Origin of the sequence: Corynebacterium pacaense (assembly GCF_900169525.1) — a bacterium.
GTDB lineage: Bacteria > Actinomycetota > Actinomycetes > Mycobacteriales > Mycobacteriaceae > Corynebacterium > Corynebacterium pacaense.
In genome coordinates, this window is sequence record NZ_LT821240.1 from 1,214,479 (window position 1) to 1,231,633 (window position 17,155).

A 17,155-nucleotide genomic window follows, 5' to 3' on the forward strand; every position below is an offset into this window, starting at 1 on the left:
AGACTATCAGCCGGGTCAGTCGGTGATGGCCTCCAGGGGAGGCGTCCTCGCAGCCTTCGTCGCCGGCCACACCGCCGCGATCACACCGACCACCGCGGATCCGGCCAGCATCAGTCCGAGCTGGCCCCAGGGTATCGTCACCGCGGCATCCAGGCCCTCACCGGACATGACCGTGACAAAGGCCCATCCGAGACCGAGTCCGATGGCCATTCCGATCACGGCACCGTAGATGGCGATCTGAACGGATTCCAGGGTGATCATCGTCCGGACCTGTCCACGACCGGTACCCACCGCGCGAAGCATGCCGATCTCCTGTCGCCGCTCGATGACATTGAGTGCCAGGGTGTTGATGATTCCGATGATGGCGACGATCACCGCCAGAGCCAGCAGCGCATAGAGGATGTTCATCATGGTGTTGATCATTGTGACCGTCTCACCGGCATACTCCGAGGCGTTCTGGACCCGGACCACGATGAAGTCGGCGACGGCGTCCTCGATGTTGCTGCGCAGCTGCTCCTTATCAAAGCCCTCCGCCCCGTTGACAAGGATCATCTGCGGAACCAGCTGCTGGGAGAGCGGGGTTTCAGCAATCGACGCCGAGGACACGATCGCCGTTCCCAGTGCCTGGTTCCCGGAATAGGTCCCCAGCAGCTCGGCGCTGCCGATCTCCTGGTCCGCAGCCCTGAGCGGAACCGTCGAGCCGATCGACCAGCCCTGGGAGCTGGCGTAGTCGGCGTCGGCGATCAGTCCCGGTTTGCTCAGGTCGAGCGAACCCTGGACATTCTCCGTGTTCATCACCTGGGAGATGTCACCATCGGCGACGGCGCTGACCGCCTGCGCCCCGGGGAAACCGGGGGTTGCCGTCTCTCCGATCGTCAGCGGGGCCGCACTAATGGTGATCACATCCTCGACACCATCGGCCGCCGCCACGGCGGCTGAGGTCTCGCGCGGAAGGGTGATGGCACCGTTCTGCGGTCCCTGGAGAATGTAGTCGGCGGTGATCTGCTCCTCGATGAGGTCGCTGACCGCCTCCTTCATCGTCGCGGAGAGCATACCGATGGCGGTGACCAGTGCGATTCCCAACGTCAGGGCGAAGGCCGTGGTGGCGGTGCGTCGGGGGTTGCGCCGCGAGTTGGTCGAGGCCAGACGCCCGACCGCGCCGAAGGGTGCGCCCAGGACGCGTCCGAGTCCGCCGACGACGGGAATGGACAGTGCGGGCGAGAAGAAGAAGGTTCCCACGATCACGAGGAGTGCGCCCACACCGACGAGAATCGACCGGGAGGTGGTGGAGGAATCGGTCATTCCCGCCCCCGCGATGGCTGCCGCCGCCCCGATGGCCAGGATGACGGCGCCGGCGATGGTGCGCCCCTTCATCGAGGCCACGGAGGTGGACTCGATGTTGCGCATCGCCTCGACGGGTTTGACCTGACCCGCCCGTCTTGCCGGTGCCCACGCGCTGATCACGGTGACGACGGTTCCCAGACCAAGTGCGACGAGCACCGCCTGCGGAGTCAGCCCGAGGCTGCCCCCCATCGGCATGCCGAAGTTGCTGAGCACCGTCGAGATCACCCACACCAGTCCCATTCCCCCGACCACGCCGAGGGCGGAACCGAGGATTCCGATGACAATGGCTTCGAACACCACGGAGCGGGTCAGCTGGCCCTGGGAGACACCGAGGGCGCGCAGCAGTGCGAATTCCCGCATGCGCTGGGCGACGATCATCGAGAAGGTGTTGGCGATGATGAAGGTACCCACCAGCAGGGCGATCAGTCCGAAGGCGACGAGGAAGTACTGGACAAAGCCCAGTGCGTCACGGATCATGCCGGTGGTCTTCTCAACCAGGCTCTCACCGGTATCCACGGTGTAGTCCGCACCCAGTCGGGTGCGGAGGTCGTCGACAAGCTGCTGTGGCTCGACACCGTCACCTGCGGCGAGCAGCAGCGAGGGCACACTGGCGCCATCGGTGTAGCGTTCGAGGTACCCGGCCTCGGACATGGTCAGGGAAATTCCCGGGGTGGTCTGCGTGTCCATGTCGGTGATACCGGTGATGGTGACGGTGTAGCGTCCGGCGGAGTCGACCACGAGCAGAGTGTCCCCGATACCGAAACCGTGCTCCTCGGCGCCGGCCCTGTTGATCAGGACCTCCTCCGTGCCCTCCGGTGCGGTGCCCTCGACCAGGTTGTGCGGCATGCCGACGGCATTGTCCGCATCGTAGAAGATGCTGATCGACGGCTCGCCGGAGCCGGTCTGGATGGCCCTGGAATCATCGGTGGCCAGCACCACGGACTGCGAGGCGTTGACGTTGACCCGCGCAATCTCGTCATCGGCGCGCAGCTGATCCATGACCTCCCGCGGCACCCCGCCGTCGCCGTCGTGGCTGAGCACGACGTCCACGCCGTCGAGCTGGTCGGAGATCGCCTCATCGAAGGTCGCCGACAGCGCGTTGGTGAACATCATCGAGCCGGAGACAAAGGCCGTGCCGAGCACGACGGCAAGCACCGTCAGAAACAGCCTGACCTTGTGCGCGGCGATGTTGCGCAGAGAGATTCTGCGCATGGTTGACGATGAACTCATAGGGCAACATCCTCGATGCCGGCCATGGTGGCCAGGATCTCATCGATCTGCGGGGCGAAAAGCTCGTTGACGATCCTTCCGTCGGCCAGGAAGATCACGCGATCGGCATAGGAGGCGGCCCTGGCGTCGTGGGTGACGATGACCACCGTCTGGTTGTCCTGATCGACGGCGGTGCGCAGAATATCGAGGACCTCCTTGGAGGAATTGGAGTCCAGGTTGCCCGTCGGCTCATCGCCGAAGATGATGTCGGGGCGCGAAACCAGGGCTCTGGCGCAGGCCACTCGCTGCTGCTGACCTCCCGAGAGCTCCGCGGGGCGGTGCCTGAGGCGGTCACTGAGCCCGAGCCGTCCGGTGATCTGATCGAACCACTCCTGGTCCACCTTCCGTCCGGCGATGTCGGTGGGCAGGGTGATGTTCTCGGCGGCGGTCAGGGTCGGGACGAGGTTGAAGGACTGGAAGATGAAGCCCAGGCGGTCGCGGCGGAGCGCCGTCATCTCCTTGTCCCTGAGCTGGGACAGGTCGGTGTCTCCGATGAACGCCGAACCCGAGGTCGCCGAGTCCAGGCCGGCCATGCAGTGCATGAGGGTGGATTTTCCGGAGCCCGAGGGACCCATGATCGCCGTGAAGTGGTTGGCCTCGAACTCGACGTTGACATGATCCAGAGCGGTCACGGTGGTGTCGCCCTGGCCGTAGGACTTGTGCAGGTTCAGTGCCCGTGCCGCGGCGGCTCCAGCGACACGCCTGTCGGGGTGGATCTCCGTTTCCGGGGTGAAGGAGTTCTCGGACCCCTGCTCAGGGGAATGTTCGCTGTGCTTGCTCATTGACTTTTCGTGCTTTCCTTTTTCATCTCGGCTGGTTGTCCACGGGTGCTCGGCTACCTTGATCGCAGCGGTCCCCCGGTGCGCTGTTGCGGGGCGGGGATGAAACCACCACGCGGCACCGCCACCTTCGGCATTGCGGTCGAGCTTTTTACTCTGGCCACTCTACCGGGCTGGTGCCCGGACCTGCATCGGGGTAGTCCCCGATTTGGGCGGCGCCTGCGCGCTGGGACGCTGGGTTCTCCGCGCGGGCCGTAAGGTGTGTTTATGACACACGACATAGAAGTAACCAGAAATGATCGACCCGACATCAAACCCCGCTCCCGCGATGTCACCGACGGACTGGAGAGGTCAGCGGCCCGCGGCATGCTCCGTGCGGTGGGCATGGGCGACGAGGACTGGGATAAGCCCCAGATCGGTGTCGCCAGCTCCTGGAATGAGATAACCCCCTGCAATTTGACCCTGAAGAAGCTCGCCGAGTTCGCCAAGGAGGGTGTGCACTCGGCAGGTGGATACCCGCTGGAATTCGGGACCATTTCAGTCTCCGACGGAATCTCCATGGGCCATGAGGGGATGCACTATTCACTTGTTTCACGCGAGGTGATCACAGATTCCGTGGAAACCGTGATGAGCGCCGAACGCCTCGACGGCTCGGTGCTGCTGGCCGGATGCGACAAATCCATCCCCGGGATGCTCATGGCCGCGGCCAGGCTGAATCTGAGTTCCGTGTTTCTCTACAACGGATCCACCATGCCCGGAACCGCCCGGATGTCCGATGGAACGGACCGCGAGGTGACGCTCATCGACGCCTTCGAGGCCGTGGGCGCCTGCCGCGCGGGCACCATGAGCGAGGCTGACGTGGACGCGATCGAACGGGCAGTGTGCCCGGGGGAGGGTGCCTGCGGTGGCATGTACACGGCCAATACGATGGCCTCAGCCGCTGAAGCGATGGGTATGTCACTGCCCGGGTCCGCCGCACCCCCCGCGATCCACCGTGACCGCACGCTGTATGCGCGCCGCTCCGGTGAGGCCGTCGTGGAGCTGCTGCGCAGTGGGATCAGGGCCAGGGACATCATCACCACGCGGTCTCTGCGCAACGCGATCGCGGTGGTGATGGCGCTCGGCGGCTCCACCAACGCCGTGCTGCACCTGCTGGCGATCGCGCGGGAGGCAGAGGTGGAACTCCAGCTCGAGGACTTCAACGACATCGCCGACCGGGTCCCCCACCTCGGCGATCTCAAACCCTTCGGTCGCTATGTGATGAATGACGTGTTCAGGATCGGGGGAATCCCGGTGGTGATGAAGGCCCTGCTCGACGCCGGGCTCATCGACGGCGAATGCCTCACCGTCACCGGCAGGACCGTGGCGGAGAACCTTGCACGAATCAGTCCCCCGGATCCGGACGGTCATATTCTCCGCGCCATGGGGAATCCGATCCACAGCACCGGAGGGCTCTCGATTCTCCGGGGCAGTCTCGCCCCGGAGGGCGCGGTGGTCAAGACCGCGGGCTTCGACGCGGAGATCTTCGAGGGCACCGCCCGGGTCTTCGACCAGGAGCAACCTGCGATGGATGCGGTGCTCAACGGCGAACTGAACAAGGGAGACGTGGTGATCATCCGATACGAGGGACCCAAGGGAGGCCCCGGGATGCGGGAGATGCTGGCGATCACCGGAGCCATCAAGGGCGCGGGGATCGGAAAGGACGTTCTACTGATCACCGACGGTCGCTTCTCCGGCGGTTCGACCGGCCTCTGCATCGGCCACGTCGCGCCCGAGGCCGCGGACGGGGGCCCCATCGCCCTGGTTGAGGACGGCGATCTGATTCGGGTCAACATCCCGCAGCGCACGATCGACGTGCTTGTCGACGCCGGCACCCTCGAGGACCGCCGCGGCAACTGGGTCCGCCCGCACAACCCCAGAAACACAGGGGTGCTGGGCAAGTACGCCAAACTGGTGCACTCCGCCTCCCACGGGGCGGTCTGCTACTGACAAAAGTGTGTGGTCCCTGTGTGGTGACCCTCCCGACCAACAAGCCACGGGGGAATCACCAACACACAGGGACCACACACTACTTCTGCTTTAACAATCTTTTTAAGTTTTAGGTCGGCGGTAACCTACTCTCCCACACCCTCCCGAGTGCAGTACCATCAGCGTAACCAGGCTTAGCTTCCGGGTTCGGAAAGGGACCGGGCGTTTCCCTGCTACTATCACCACCGACACAACCACAACGGCAACCACACACCACCACACAACATGGTAGGCGATCGTGTGTCATGCCAGACACTGCATAGTGGACGCAAACACAACAATTCTTAAGTAAACACGCTTAATGCACACAAACCAACAGTTGTTTAAAATCGGATAATTAGTACCAGTCACCTCCACACCTCACAGTGCTACCAGATCTGGCCTATCAACCCCGTCATCTCCAGGGAACCTCAAAAGAAACCTCATCTCAAAACAGGCTTCCCGCTTAGATGCTTTCAGCGGTTATCCCTCCCGTACGTAGCCAACCAGCCCTGCTCCTGGCGGAACAACTGGCACACCAGAGGTACGTCCGTCCCGGTCCTCTCGTACTAGGGACAGCCTTCTTCAAGTTTCAACGCGCGCGGCGGATAGAGACCGAACTGTCTCACGACGTTCTAAACCCAGCTCGCGTGCCGCTTTAATGGGCGAACAGCCCAACCCTTGGGACCTACTCCAGCCCCAGGATGCGACGAGCCGACATCGAGGTGCCAAACCATCCCGTCGATATGGACTCTTGGGGAAGATCAGCCTGTTATCCCCGGGGTACCTTTTATCCGTTGAGCGACACCACAACCACAAGTAGGTGCCGGATCACTAGTCCCGTCTTTCGACCCTGCTCGAGCTGTCACTCTCACAGTCAAGCTCCCTTGTGCACTTACACTCACCACCTGATTACCAACCAAGCTGAGGAAACCTTTGGGCGCCTCCGTTACATTTTGGGAGGCAACCGCCCCAGTTAAACTACCCACCAGGCACTGTCCCCAACCCAGATCATGGGCCAAGGTTAAGGTATCCAATCCGATCAGAGTGGTATTTCACCAACGACTCACACACAACTAGCGTCACATGATCAACGTCTCCCACCTATCCTACACAAACCGAATCAAACACCAATACCAAGCTATAGTGAAGGTCCCGGGGTCTTTTCGTCCTGCCGCGCGTAACGAGCATCTTTACTCGTACTGCAATTTCACCGGGCCTGTGGTTGAGACAGCAGGGAAGTCGTTACGCCATTCGTGCAGGTCGGAACTTACCCGACAAGGAATTTCGCTACCTTAGGATGGTTATAGTTACCACCGCCGTTTACTGGGGCTTAAATTCTCAGCTTCGCCACCAACGTGACTAACCGGTCCTCTTAACCTTCCAGCACCGGGCAGGCGTCAGTCCGTATACATCAACTTAAACGTCTTCGCACGGACCTGTGTTTTTAGTAAACAGTCGCTTCCCTCTATTCTCTGCGACCACAATCAGCTCCCACCGCACGGTGTTCACCAACCATGGCCCCCCTTCTCCCGAAGTTACGGGGGCATTTTGCCGAGTTCCTTAACCACAGTTCACCCGAACGCCTTAGTATTCTCTACCTGACTACCTGTGTCGGTTTAGGGTACGGGCCAAACATGGACATCGCTAGAGGCTTTTCTCGACAGTACAGGATCACCAACATCACCCACACAGGGCTACGCATCACGCCTCAGACACATGACAGGCGGATTTGACCTACCCATCGTCCCACACGCTTACACCACAATCCAATAAGTGGCCTGGCTACCTCACTGCGTCACCCCATCACTTAGCTACTACCAGATCAGGTCCCACGCACACCACACCACCACATGCATCAAAGACACACACAACAGCGGGCATAGATGGTTAGTATCACTGATTCACCATGGGCGCCCACATTCGGGTACGGGAATATCAACCCGTTATCCATCGACTACGCCTGTCGGCCTCGCCTTAGGCCCCGACTCACCCTGGGAAGATTAACTTGACCCAGGAACCCTTAGTCATCCGGCGGATGAGTTTCCCACTCATCATTCGTTACTCATGCCTGCATTCTCACTCGCGCACACTCCACAACACCGTCACCAGGCTGCTTCACCGCGTACACGACGCTCCCCTACCCAACACACCCACAAGGATGCATTGCCGCGGCTTCGGCGGTGTACTTAAGCCCCACTACATTGTCGGCGCACAATCACTCGACCAGTGAGCTATTACGCACTCTTTCAAGGATGGCTGCTTCTAAGCCAACCTCCTGGCTGTTTTCGCGACTGCACATCCTTTTCCACTTAGCACACCCTTAGGGGCCTTAGCCGGCGATCTGGGCTGTTTCCCTCTCGACTACGAAGCTTATCCCCCGCAGTCTCACTGCCATGCTCTCACTTACCGGCATTCGGAGTTTGGCTGATGTCGCTAAGATTTTAGTCCCGCTAAACCATCCAGTAGCTCTACCTCCGGCAAGAAACACACAACGCTGCACCTAAATGCATTTCGGGGAGAACCAGCTATCACGGAGTTTGATTGGCCTTTCACCCCTACCCACAACTCATCCCCTCAGTTTTCAACCTAAGTGGGTTCGCGCCTCCACGACGTCTTACCATCGCTTCACACTGGCCATGGGTAGATCACCCCGCTTCGGGTCCAAGACATGCCACTAACACACCCTCGTTAGGATTCGGTTTCCCTACGGCTACCCAACACTGGTTAACCTCGCGACATGCCGCTGACTCGCAGGCTCATTCTTCAAAAGGCACGCCATCACACCACAAAGGATGCTCTGACAGTTTGTAAGCACACGGTTTCAGGTACTATTTCACTCCCCTCCCGGGGTACTTTTCACCATTCCCTCACGGTACTAATCCGCTATCGGTCATATCAAGTATTCAGGCTTACCGAGTGGTCCCGGCAGATTCACAGCAGATTTCACGAGCCCGCTGCTACTCGGGTACTAACACAACACCACCATGGTCATCTTCGCGTACAGGACTCTCACCTTCTACGGCAGGCGTTTCCACACCACTTCCACTAACAACCACAACCGATGCCACCGGCCGGCAGACCGGACACGCACTAGCCCCACAACCACCCACATGCAACCCCTGCCGGGTATCACACACATGGGTTTTAGCCATCATCCACGTTCGCTCGCCACTACTAACGGAATCACAATTGTTTTCTTCTCCTACGGGTACTGAGATGTTTCACTTCCCCGTGTTCACCCCCACACCGGCTATATATTCACCGGCAGGTGACCACACATCACTGCGGCCGGGTTTCCCCATTCGGACATCCTCGGATCAACGCTCAGTTGGCAACTCCCCGAGGCATAACGCAGCCTCTCACGTCCTTCATCGGCTCGACATGCCAAGGCATCCACCGTGTGCCCTTAAAAACAAACAACACCACACCACACCACCCACCAACCCGCCACAAGGACGAACCGGCAAAAGGCACGATGCGCGTTCGGATACACAAAACTTACAAAAAAATAAAGATGCTCGCGTCCACTATACAGTTCTCACACAACACAACACCAACACCACCACACCCACCCCACAACAAGGGAACAAGCGCAACAGACATCGATGCCCACAGGAAACAACACAACACACATGTCATCCCAGACACCCAACAGCATGCCACCTACCAACATTTCTCTTCCGCCACCACACAGATGATCATCTCCACCCGATTAATAACACGCCGATGGCAACCACATCCGGGTTCCAACACCGACACCGCACCCACACCACCAACCGGTGGCACCACGGGCACAGCACAAAAATAAAGCTCCTTAGAAAGGAGGTGATCCAGCCGCACCTTCCGGTACGGCTACCTTGTTACGACTTCGTCCCAATCGCCGATCCCACCTTCGACAGCTCCCCCCACAAGGGTTGGGCCACTGGCTTCGGGTGTTACCAACTTTCATGACGTGACGGGCGGTGTGTACAAGGCCCGGGAACGTATTCACCGCAGCGTTGCTGATCTGCGATTACTAGCGACTCCGACTTCATGGGGTCGAGTTGCAGACCCCAATCCGAACTGAGGCCGGCTTTAAGAGATTAGCTCCACCTCACGGTGTGGCAACTCGCTGTACCGACCATTGTAGCATGTGTGAAGCCCTGGGCATAAGGGGCATGATGATTTGACGTCATCCCCACCTTCCTCCGAGTTAACCCCGGCAGTCTCTCATGAGTGCCCACCATCACGTGATGGCAACATAAGACAAGGGTTGCGCTCGTTGCGGGACTTAACCCAACATCTCACGACACGAGCTGACGACAACCATGCACCACCTGTACACCAACCACAAGGGAAGGACTATCTCTAGCCCGATCTGGTGTATGTCAAGCCCAGGTAAGGTTCTTCGCGTTGCATCGAATTAATCCACATGCTCCGCCGCTTGTGCGGGCCCCCGTCAATTCCTTTGAGTTTTAGCCTTGCGGCCGTACTCCCCAGGCGGGGCGCTTAATGCGTTAGCTGCGGCACAGAAGTCGTGGAAGACCCCTACACCTAGCGCCCACCGTTTACGGCATGGACTACCAGGGTATCTAATCCTGTTCGCTACCCATGCTTTCGCTCCTCAGCGTCAGTTACTGCCCAGAGACCTGCCTTCGCCATTGGTGTTCCTCCTGATATCTGCGCATTTCACCGCTACACCAGGAATTCCAGTCTCCCCTACAGCACTCAAGTTATGCCCGTATCGCCTGCACGCCCGGAGTTAAGCCCCGGGATTTCACAGACGACGCGACAAACCACCTACGAGCTCTTTACGCCCAGTAATTCCGGACAACGCTCGCACCCTACGTATTACCGCGGCTGCTGGCACGTAGTTAGCCGGTGCTTCTTCTCCAGGTACCGTCACAAAAGCTTCGTCCCTGGCGAAAGGAGTTTACAACCCGAAGGCCGTCATCCCCCACGCGGCGTCGCTGCATCAGGCTTGCGCCCATTGTGCAATATTCCCCACTGCTGCCTCCCGTAGGAGTCTGGGCCGTATCTCAGTCCCAATGTGGCCGTACACCCTCTCAGGCCGGCTACCCGTCGACGCCTTGGTAGGCCATTACCCCACCAACAAGCTGATAGGCCGCAGGCTCATCCCACACCGAAAAATCTTTCCACCACACCCCAACAGTGCGGTCCTATCCGGTATTAGACCCAGTTTCCCAGGCTTATCCCGAAGTGCGGGGCAGATCACCCACGTGTTACTCACCCGTTCGCCACTAATCCACCCTGCAAGCAGGGCATCATCGTTCGACTTGCATGTGTTAAGCACGCCGCCAGCGTTCGTCCTGAGCCAGGATCAAACTCTCCACAAAATGAAAAAATATCACGGCCGTGAAAAGCCCGATAACCCAGCCAACAACAAAACCAACACCCACAACCACCCACACAAACGCAGATGACCATAAATGCCGACTGGCTGTCAACCAAAAATAAATGATCAAAAAACAACCACCACAACCCACCCAGACGGGGCAAAAAAAGGGCCATGATGAAAACATCGCCATCAATCATGCACAAACAATTCCCACCACCAACCACCCACACCACACGGCACGGACAACCAGCAACAGGCAACAATTTACAGTGCAGGGACATTCATGCAACCCCCACACCCGGCATGACCACCCGGCACCCACCACAACAGCAGGCACCAAAAGCGACAAAAGAAAAAAATAAATGGCACACTATTGAGTTCTCAAACAACACGCACAACCACCACAACCAAAAAGGAACAAGGGAGGAAGTGTCTTCTTTATCCGGCCAACGCCCGTTTTCCTAACCACCACACAACCAGACTCACTGGCGGGGCGCTGTCGGTCGCGCTGACTCACATAAAGTTACACACCCCACCGAGAAACCACAAACCCCCAGCTCACACCGGGTTAGGAGCTGACCCGTTCAATCTCGGCGCCGAGCTTCTGCAGGTTCTCCACGAACCTCGGGTAACCGCGGTCGATGTGGAAGACATCGTGGACCTCGGTGGTGCCCTCCGCGCACAGCGCCGCGATCACCAGTCCCGCACCCGCCCTGATGTCGGAGGACCACACCGAGGTAGAAGACAACTGCTCGATTCCCCGGATCACAACGTGATGGCCGTCGACGGTGGCATCCGCCCCCAGGCGGAGCATCTCATCGACGAAGCGGAATCTGGACTCGAAGACGTTCTCCGTGATCACCGACATTCCCTCGGCGACCGCACTGATGCCGATGGCCATCGGCTGCAGGTCGGTCGGGAATCCGGGATAGGGCAGGGTCTGGTAGTCGGTCGCCTCCGGACGGTGGTCCATCCGGACCCTGAAACCCTTCTCAAAGGTGTCCACGGTGGCACCGGCAAGCTTCAGCTTCTCCAGTGGCAGGTGCAGATACCTCGGGGCGATGCCACCGACGGTGACATCCCCCCTGGTCATTGCCGCCGCATAGGCCCAAGTGCCTGCGACGATCCGATCGCCGATCACCTCGTGGGTGGTCGGGTTGAGCCTGTCCACACCGTCAATGGTGATCGTCGGCGACCCCTCACCCTCGATCCGCGCTCCCATGGAGCGCAGCATCAGGCACAGGTCAACGATCTCCGGCTCGCGGGCGGCGTTGTCGAGTACGGTCCGGCCGTCGGCAAGCACCGCGGCGGTGAGGATGTTCTCCGTCGCCCCCACGGAGGGGAAGTCCAGGGTGATCTCCGCCCCCCGGAGGTTGGCGGCCTCTGCCACCACCGCGCCGTGAAGAATGCGCGTGCTGGCACCGAGCTTTTCCAGTCCGCTCTGATGCATATCGAGCGGCCGGGATCCGATGGCGTCACCGCCGGGAAGTGAAACTACCGCCCGTCCGCAGCGCGCGGTGAGGGGGCCGAGCACGCATACCGAGGCGCGGAACTGCGTGACCGCGGGAAAATCCGCATTCGATTTCAGTTCGGCCGGGGTGGTGATCCGGACGGTGCTGCCATCGATCTCGACCTCGCATCCCAGGCCCACCAGGACATCGCGCATCAGGGGCACATCGAGGATCTCGGGACAATTGCTCAGAGTTGTGGTTCCCTCTGCGAGAAGTGCGGCAGCCATGAGCTTGAGCACGCTGTTTTTCGCGCCATCAACACGGACGGATCCGTGGAGGCGCGCTCCACCGGTGACTAGGAATCGATCTTTCACCAGCCCCACCTTAATCAAGGGGACCCCCTCGGCGCGCGTTAGCGACTAGATTCAATGTGTATGGCTGTACATCTGACAAAAATCTACACACGGACCGGCGATGACGGATCGACGGGACTCTCGGACTTCTCCCGTGTCCCCAAGGACGATCCGCGGCTGGTCGCCTACGCCGATTCCGATGAGGCCAACTGCGCCATCGGCCAGGTTCTGGCACTCGGCGACCCTGGCGATGATATGCGTGCAACGCTGCTGCGTATCCAGAACGAGCTTTTCGACGCCGGCGCGGACCTGGCCACACCGATCGAGGCGGAACCGAAGTACCCGCCGCTGCGGATCGATCAGAGCTACATCGACCGCCTCGAGCGGGACTGCGACACCTGGAACGCGGACCTGCCCGCTCTGGATTCCTTCATCCTGCCGGGCGGATCCCCGACCGCGGCGCTTCTCCACAGCGCACGTGTGATCACCCGGCGCGCGGAACGCTCGGCATGGGTCGCGGTCCGGGAGCACCCGGACACCACCTCCACGCTGCCCGCGAAGTACCTGAACCGCCTCAGCGACCTGCTGTTCATCCTGTCCCGGGTGGCCAATGAGGGTGCGGACGTGAAATGGGTCCCCGGCGGCGAACGCTGATCAGTGCGGGATCAGGGCAGTGCACCGATTCGGCGCGCCGCATTGACCGCCTCGTAGCGGGTGTGCGCCCCGAGTTTGCGCATAACCGAGCGGAGGTAGCTCTTCACGGTCTCGGCGCCGATCCCCATCTCCTCCGCGGCCTCGACATTGGTGTGACCGAGCGCGACGCAGGCGAGGACATCGAGTTCCCTGGCCGAGAGCTTGGTGGACTGTTTGATCCGTACCGGGGTGACCATCTGATCGCACAGTTCCTCCAGGTCCCTGCGCAGCTCATCATCGGTGACCCGGTTGGCCAGCATCCTCAGTTTGGAGTGCGTGGACCGAACCTGCTCCCATTCCGCGCCGTTCATCACCCGGTTGGGTTTGAGCACGCCGCGCGCATCGGGGGATCCCGTGCGGCGCAGGGCCGAGTTGATGGCCAGTTCCTGCTCAAGCGCACGGGCGGTCATGGTGACCTCCTCGATCACGGTGTCGCCGAGACGCACCGCGGAGTGGACACCCACATAGAGCACACCGCGGACCTCACGGTGCACGATCACCGGGACGGCGACGATGGAGTGCAGACCCTCATCCTGGATTGCGGAGTCCTTCTCGTGGGAGATCACATTCGCCCGCGTGTAGTCGCTGACACCTACCGGTCGACGGGTGGCCACGACACGCCCACCCACCCCGACGCCGGGCTCGATGACCAGGTTCTGCAGGGCGGGAGTACGAAGTCCCACCCATTGTGTGATCTGGAGCCGGTTGTCCGGAAGCACCGCGGCAAACATGGTCACAGGTATTCCGGTTGCGGTCTTGAGGGACGAAAGTGCCGAACGAATTACATCTTCATCGTCCCTGATCCGCTGGGTATCCACCTGTAGTCATCCTCCTGCGTCACACCCGTGCTGGTACACCCATTGGTGTCTGACGGGTTCGAACCATCCAACAAATGTACAGTATAACTCCCCTTCGGGGGTGAACCTAGCCGGGTATTGACAAGACAAAGCCGCCAAGCGGTATCTGGATTTTTGGATTATGAGGGGTCTAGCCCGCCCATCACGGCGGTGCCCACCCCGCAGCCCCGCTCCCCGCGCGCCTCGATCGCGATGCTCGCCCAGTCCCGGCTCCCCACCTTCTAGATGAAGTACTCCAGCTCGTCCGCGCCACAGCTGGTCATGCAGTTTTCACCCGTGGTGGAGCGATTGAGCACCGTGCGACGGACTTACCCCCTGTTCACACCGTATTTCTCAGACCTGTCCAGCCACCACCGATTAAACTCACCCGAAACCCAGATCATCACCCCCATTCAGGGTGCCACCGTCCCGGGTGGTGCTGCAAATACGTGGCATACAACACTTTTTTCAGCCTAGCCACCGAATAGATCTTCGATGGTTCTGACCGGTCTTCCCACGACCTCCGACACCGCGAGCGCCCACGGCACCGACAGGGAGGCCGAATCCAGCAACCGCCGGTCGGCCATGATCACCTCCGGTGCACCGATGCTCAGCACCCCCGCGTCCATCACCGCGATCCGATCCGCCACGGAGTAGGCGAGATCGACATCATGGGTGGCCATGACGATGGCCCTGCCCTCCCCGCGCAGCCGCTGCAGGACGCCCATCAGTGCCTGTGACCCGGCGGGATCGAGGCCCGCGGTGGGTTCGTCGAGAAGCAGTGCGGCCGGTGACATCGCCAGCGCACCGGCGAGCACCACCCGCTTGCGTTGTCCGTAGGACAACTGGTGGGGAACACGGTCCGCCAGGTCGAACACCCCGGTCGCCCGCATGGCGGCGTCGACAAGTTCGCGCACCCGCGCGGGCGGCAGGTCCTGGTTCATGGGACCGAAGGAGACATCGGCGCGCACCGAGGTGGAGAAGAGCTGGTCATCGGGTTCCTGCAGCACCAGCTGCACGATCCGCCGCACCCGGTCGCGGTCGCGACGGCTGTGGTCCATGGTGCGACCTGCGACCTTCAGCGTCCCCGACCGTGCCCGCCACGAGCCGGCGAGGACCTTGAGCAGGGTCGACTTTCCGCACCCGTTCGCCCCGAGCACCACCAGAATCTGTCCGGGATTGACGCGGACGCTGGTGCCGCGGAGCACCTCCGTGCCGTGCTCGTGGGAGAACCTCAGGTCAAAGGCCTCGATCAGTGCCTCAGACATGTGACCTCCACAGCGACAGTCCGGCGATGGCAGCGAGCATGACGACGCCGGCCACCAGCACCCGCACCCGGGGTGCCGCGGTGTCGGTGAGCACCCTGCTGGCACCGGGGTCCGCTCGGAGCTCCAGACCCTCCTCCAGCGAACGCGCCCGCACAAGTGACAGGACGAACAGCGATGCCGCCTGCTGCCCGACCGAGTTGATCCACCGCCTCCATCCGGAATGGCCGAGCCTGGCGGCCTGCGCATCCCACATCGTCCGCGCGGTCAGCATCAGCGTCCCGATCATCCGGTAGATCAGCACGATGACATGCACGATGGACTCCGGTGTCCGCAGCGTGCGCAGCAGTTCGATCTGGCTGGCCATCGGCGTGGTCAGCGCGAACAGCATCATCGCGCCCATGCCGACGATGCAACGTCCGAGCACCCGTCCCGCCTCGCCCACACCCCCGGGGATCAGGATCAGACCCCCGGGGGTCAGGGCGAAGATCAAGGGCCCGATACCGAGTGCGATGAACGCCGCCGGCGCGGCCACCCGGGACAGGTACAGACCCCAGGGGACACCGGCCGCCCACGCCAGCGCCAGGATCACCGCGGTGATCAGGGGAAGTGCCGGGATCGGCGGAAGGGAGATAGCCAACGCGAGCAGGCCGAAGAGCGCCACCGCCTTCTCCCCCGGATGCACCCTGGCCCATCGGCTTCGGGCGGCGGCGAGTTCCAGGGCGTTAATGATCGGCCCGCTTCCCGGGCCCGGGTTCTGTTTCCGGCCCGGCTGCCGCGGTACGGATGCGTGCGCGACCACGGTAGACGCCGAGCACATAACCGAGGAAGCCCGCGCCGAGGGCGGCTTGGAGGGCGAAGAGTCCGGACTCGACCTCCCCCGGAAGATCCGAGACGATCGGATCGAACCAGGGCTCATAGTCGGGATTCTGTTCAGCCACGATCGTCTCGGCACCTGCGTCGGTGCCACCGAAGGGCTCCTCCGCATCGGGATCGCCGAAGTTGAGGAACATCGGGATGACCGCGATCGCGATGGCGATCAGGATCAGAAGCAGGGTGAGTGCCGTTGATTTCTTTCTGTTCATCTTCTTCCCCTATCCCGCGACCTGAGCCGTTGTCCGGTCGTCCTCGCCGGCCGACGGAACCTCATCTGCCCGAAGAACACCGAGGATGCGCAGCTCCTTCGTCGCCAGGGTGCGCAGGCTCCGGAAGATGATCACGGTGACGATCGCCTCGATGACCGCCAGCGGAAGCTGGGTGGGCGCATAGAGTGCGAGGAAGGTCAGGGCCGCGTTGCCGAACCCCGCCCCGTTGTGCGCCAGCGCCAGTTGCAGGGCGGTGACCATGTAGGTGGAGAGATCCGCGGCGAAGGCGGCAAAGAACACGGCCACCCCAAGTCCCGATCCCGCGCGCCGCAGCAGCACCCAGATCCCGTAGGCAACCCAGGGGCCGACGATCGCCATGGAGAAGACGTTGGCCCCGAGCGTGGTCAGACCACCATGGGCCAGCAGGAGGGCCTGGAAGAACAGCACGATGGTCCCCAGAAGGGCCATCACCGGCGGTTTGAACAGGACAGCACCCAGACCGGTACCGGTCGGGTGCGAGGATGATCCCGTCACGGAGGGGATCTTCAGGGCGGAGAGTACGAAGGTGAAGGCTCCGGCGGCGCCGAGCAGCAGCGCGGTCTCCGGCTTCTCCCTCAACTGCCGTCTCACGGACACGGCACCATGGATGACGAAGGGGGTGGATGCGATGGTCCAGCCCACGGCCTGGCTCAGGGGTAGGAACCCCTCGGCGATATGCATATTCTTATATCT

General features: G+C 61.4%; 10 protein-coding genes and 3 rRNA genes. 2 read left to right on the forward strand and 11 right to left on the reverse strand.

Translation table 11 applies throughout. The features are described 5' to 3' along the window. Positions 1-15: 15 nt before the first annotated feature. Together B7E02_RS12645 and B7E02_RS12650 are read right to left on the reverse strand one after the other, a co-directional pair. The gene (locus tag B7E02_RS12645) at positions 16-2,574 is read right to left on the reverse strand and encodes an ABC transporter permease (RefSeq protein ID WP_080796578.1); all 2,559 of its coding nucleotides are present in this window, start codon (positions 2,572-2,574) and stop codon (positions 16-18) included. Next, on the reverse strand, positions 2,571-3,395 hold the full coding sequence (locus B7E02_RS12650) for an ABC transporter ATP-binding protein (protein ID WP_245802271.1): 825 nt from the start codon (positions 3,393-3,395) through the stop codon (positions 2,571-2,573). Before B7E02_RS12650 ends, B7E02_RS12645 begins: the two co-directional genes overlap by 4 nt. 264 nt (positions 3,396-3,659) lie before the next feature. Between B7E02_RS12650 and ilvD the strand changes: the two genes are divergently transcribed. Next, positions 3,660-5,381, forward strand: a complete 1,722-nt coding sequence (ilvD, locus tag B7E02_RS12655) for a dihydroxy-acid dehydratase (protein ID WP_080796580.1) — start codon at positions 3,660-3,662, stop codon at positions 5,379-5,381. Positions 5,382-5,493: 112 nt separating this feature from the next. Here ilvD and rrf read toward each other — a convergent pair. The 4 genes from rrf to murA all read right to left on the reverse strand — a co-directional run bounded on the left by rrf (position 5,494) and on the right by murA (position 12,565). Then, positions 5,494-5,610: ribosomal RNA gene (gene rrf / locus B7E02_RS12660) — 5S ribosomal RNA — on the reverse strand. 127 nt (positions 5,611-5,737) lie between these two features. Next, a 23S ribosomal RNA gene (locus tag B7E02_RS12665) occupies positions 5,738-8,822 on the reverse strand. Positions 8,823-9,220: 398 nt separating this feature from the next. Next, a 16S ribosomal RNA gene (locus B7E02_RS12670) occupies positions 9,221-10,738 on the reverse strand. Together the 16S, 23S and 5S rRNA genes form the textbook arrangement of a ribosomal RNA operon. A 570-nt stretch (positions 10,739-11,308) precedes the next feature. Next, positions 11,309-12,565, reverse strand: a complete 1,257-nt coding sequence (gene murA, locus B7E02_RS12675; protein WP_080796939.1) for a UDP-N-acetylglucosamine 1-carboxyvinyltransferase — start codon at positions 12,563-12,565, stop codon at positions 11,309-11,311. A gap of 60 nt (positions 12,566-12,625) precedes the next feature. On the opposite strand from murA, the gene B7E02_RS12680 reads away from it, so the two are divergent. After that, positions 12,626-13,198 carry a cob(I)yrinic acid a,c-diamide adenosyltransferase gene (locus B7E02_RS12680; RefSeq protein ID WP_080796581.1) on the forward strand — a complete coding sequence of 191 codons (573 nt, stop codon included), beginning with the start codon at positions 12,626-12,628 and terminating at the stop codon, positions 13,196-13,198. 11 nt (positions 13,199-13,209) lie between these two features. Here B7E02_RS12680 and ramA read toward each other — a convergent pair whose 3' ends face one another. From ramA to B7E02_RS12705, 5 genes are all read right to left on the reverse strand, one after another. Continuing rightward, positions 13,210-14,055: an acetate metabolism transcriptional regulator RamA gene (ramA, locus tag B7E02_RS12685; protein ID WP_080796583.1), complete on the reverse strand. Its 846-nt coding sequence runs from the start codon at positions 14,053-14,055 to the stop codon at positions 13,210-13,212. A 491-nt stretch (positions 14,056-14,546) separates the two neighbouring features. Next, positions 14,547-15,341, reverse strand: a complete 795-nt coding sequence (locus tag B7E02_RS12690) for an energy-coupling factor ABC transporter ATP-binding protein (RefSeq protein WP_080796584.1) — start codon at positions 15,339-15,341, stop codon at positions 14,547-14,549. After that, a complete protein-coding gene (cbiQ, locus tag B7E02_RS12695) occupies positions 15,334-16,140 on the reverse strand; it encodes a cobalt ECF transporter T component CbiQ (RefSeq protein WP_179129725.1) in 807 nt (268 codons plus the stop codon). Before cbiQ ends, B7E02_RS12690 begins: the two co-directional genes overlap by 8 nt. Then, positions 16,064-16,423: an energy-coupling factor ABC transporter substrate-binding protein gene (locus tag B7E02_RS12700; protein ID WP_080796588.1), complete on the reverse strand. Its 360-nt coding sequence runs from the start codon at positions 16,421-16,423 to the stop codon at positions 16,064-16,066. Before B7E02_RS12700 ends, cbiQ begins: the two co-directional genes overlap by 77 nt. 9 nt (positions 16,424-16,432) lie before the next feature. Next, positions 16,433-17,143 (reverse strand): energy-coupling factor ABC transporter permease, encoded by a 711-nt coding sequence (locus B7E02_RS12705; RefSeq protein WP_080796590.1) that lies wholly within the window; start codon positions 17,141-17,143, stop codon positions 16,433-16,435. Positions 17,144-17,155 lie beyond the last annotated feature (12 nt).

What these genes read in the sequence shown, in the direction of transcription:
- B7E02_RS12650 (WP_245802271.1), bottom strand. Translation starts at nt 3,395, where the DNA reads ATGAGCAAGCACAGCGAACATTCCCCTGAGCAGGGGTCCGAGAACTCC.
- B7E02_RS12645 (WP_080796578.1), bottom strand. Translation starts at nt 2,574, where the DNA reads ATGAGTTCATCGTCAACCATGCGCAGAATCTCTCTGCGCAACATCGCC.
- B7E02_RS12705 (WP_080796590.1), bottom strand. Translation starts at nt 17,143, where the DNA reads ATGCATATCGCCGAGGGGTTCCTACCCCTGAGCCAGGCCGTGGGCTGG.
- B7E02_RS12690 (WP_080796584.1), bottom strand. Translation starts at nt 15,341, where the DNA reads ATGTCTGAGGCACTGATCGAGGCCTTTGACCTGAGGTTCTCCCACGAG.
- B7E02_RS12680 (WP_080796581.1), top strand. Translation starts at nt 12,626, where the DNA reads ATGGCTGTACATCTGACAAAAATCTACACACGGACCGGCGATGACGGA.
- B7E02_RS12700 (WP_080796588.1), bottom strand. Translation starts at nt 16,423, where the DNA reads ATGAACAGAAAGAAATCAACGGCACTCACCCTGCTTCTGATCCTGATC.
- ilvD (WP_080796580.1), top strand. Translation starts at nt 3,660, where the DNA reads ATGACACACGACATAGAAGTAACCAGAAATGATCGACCCGACATCAAA.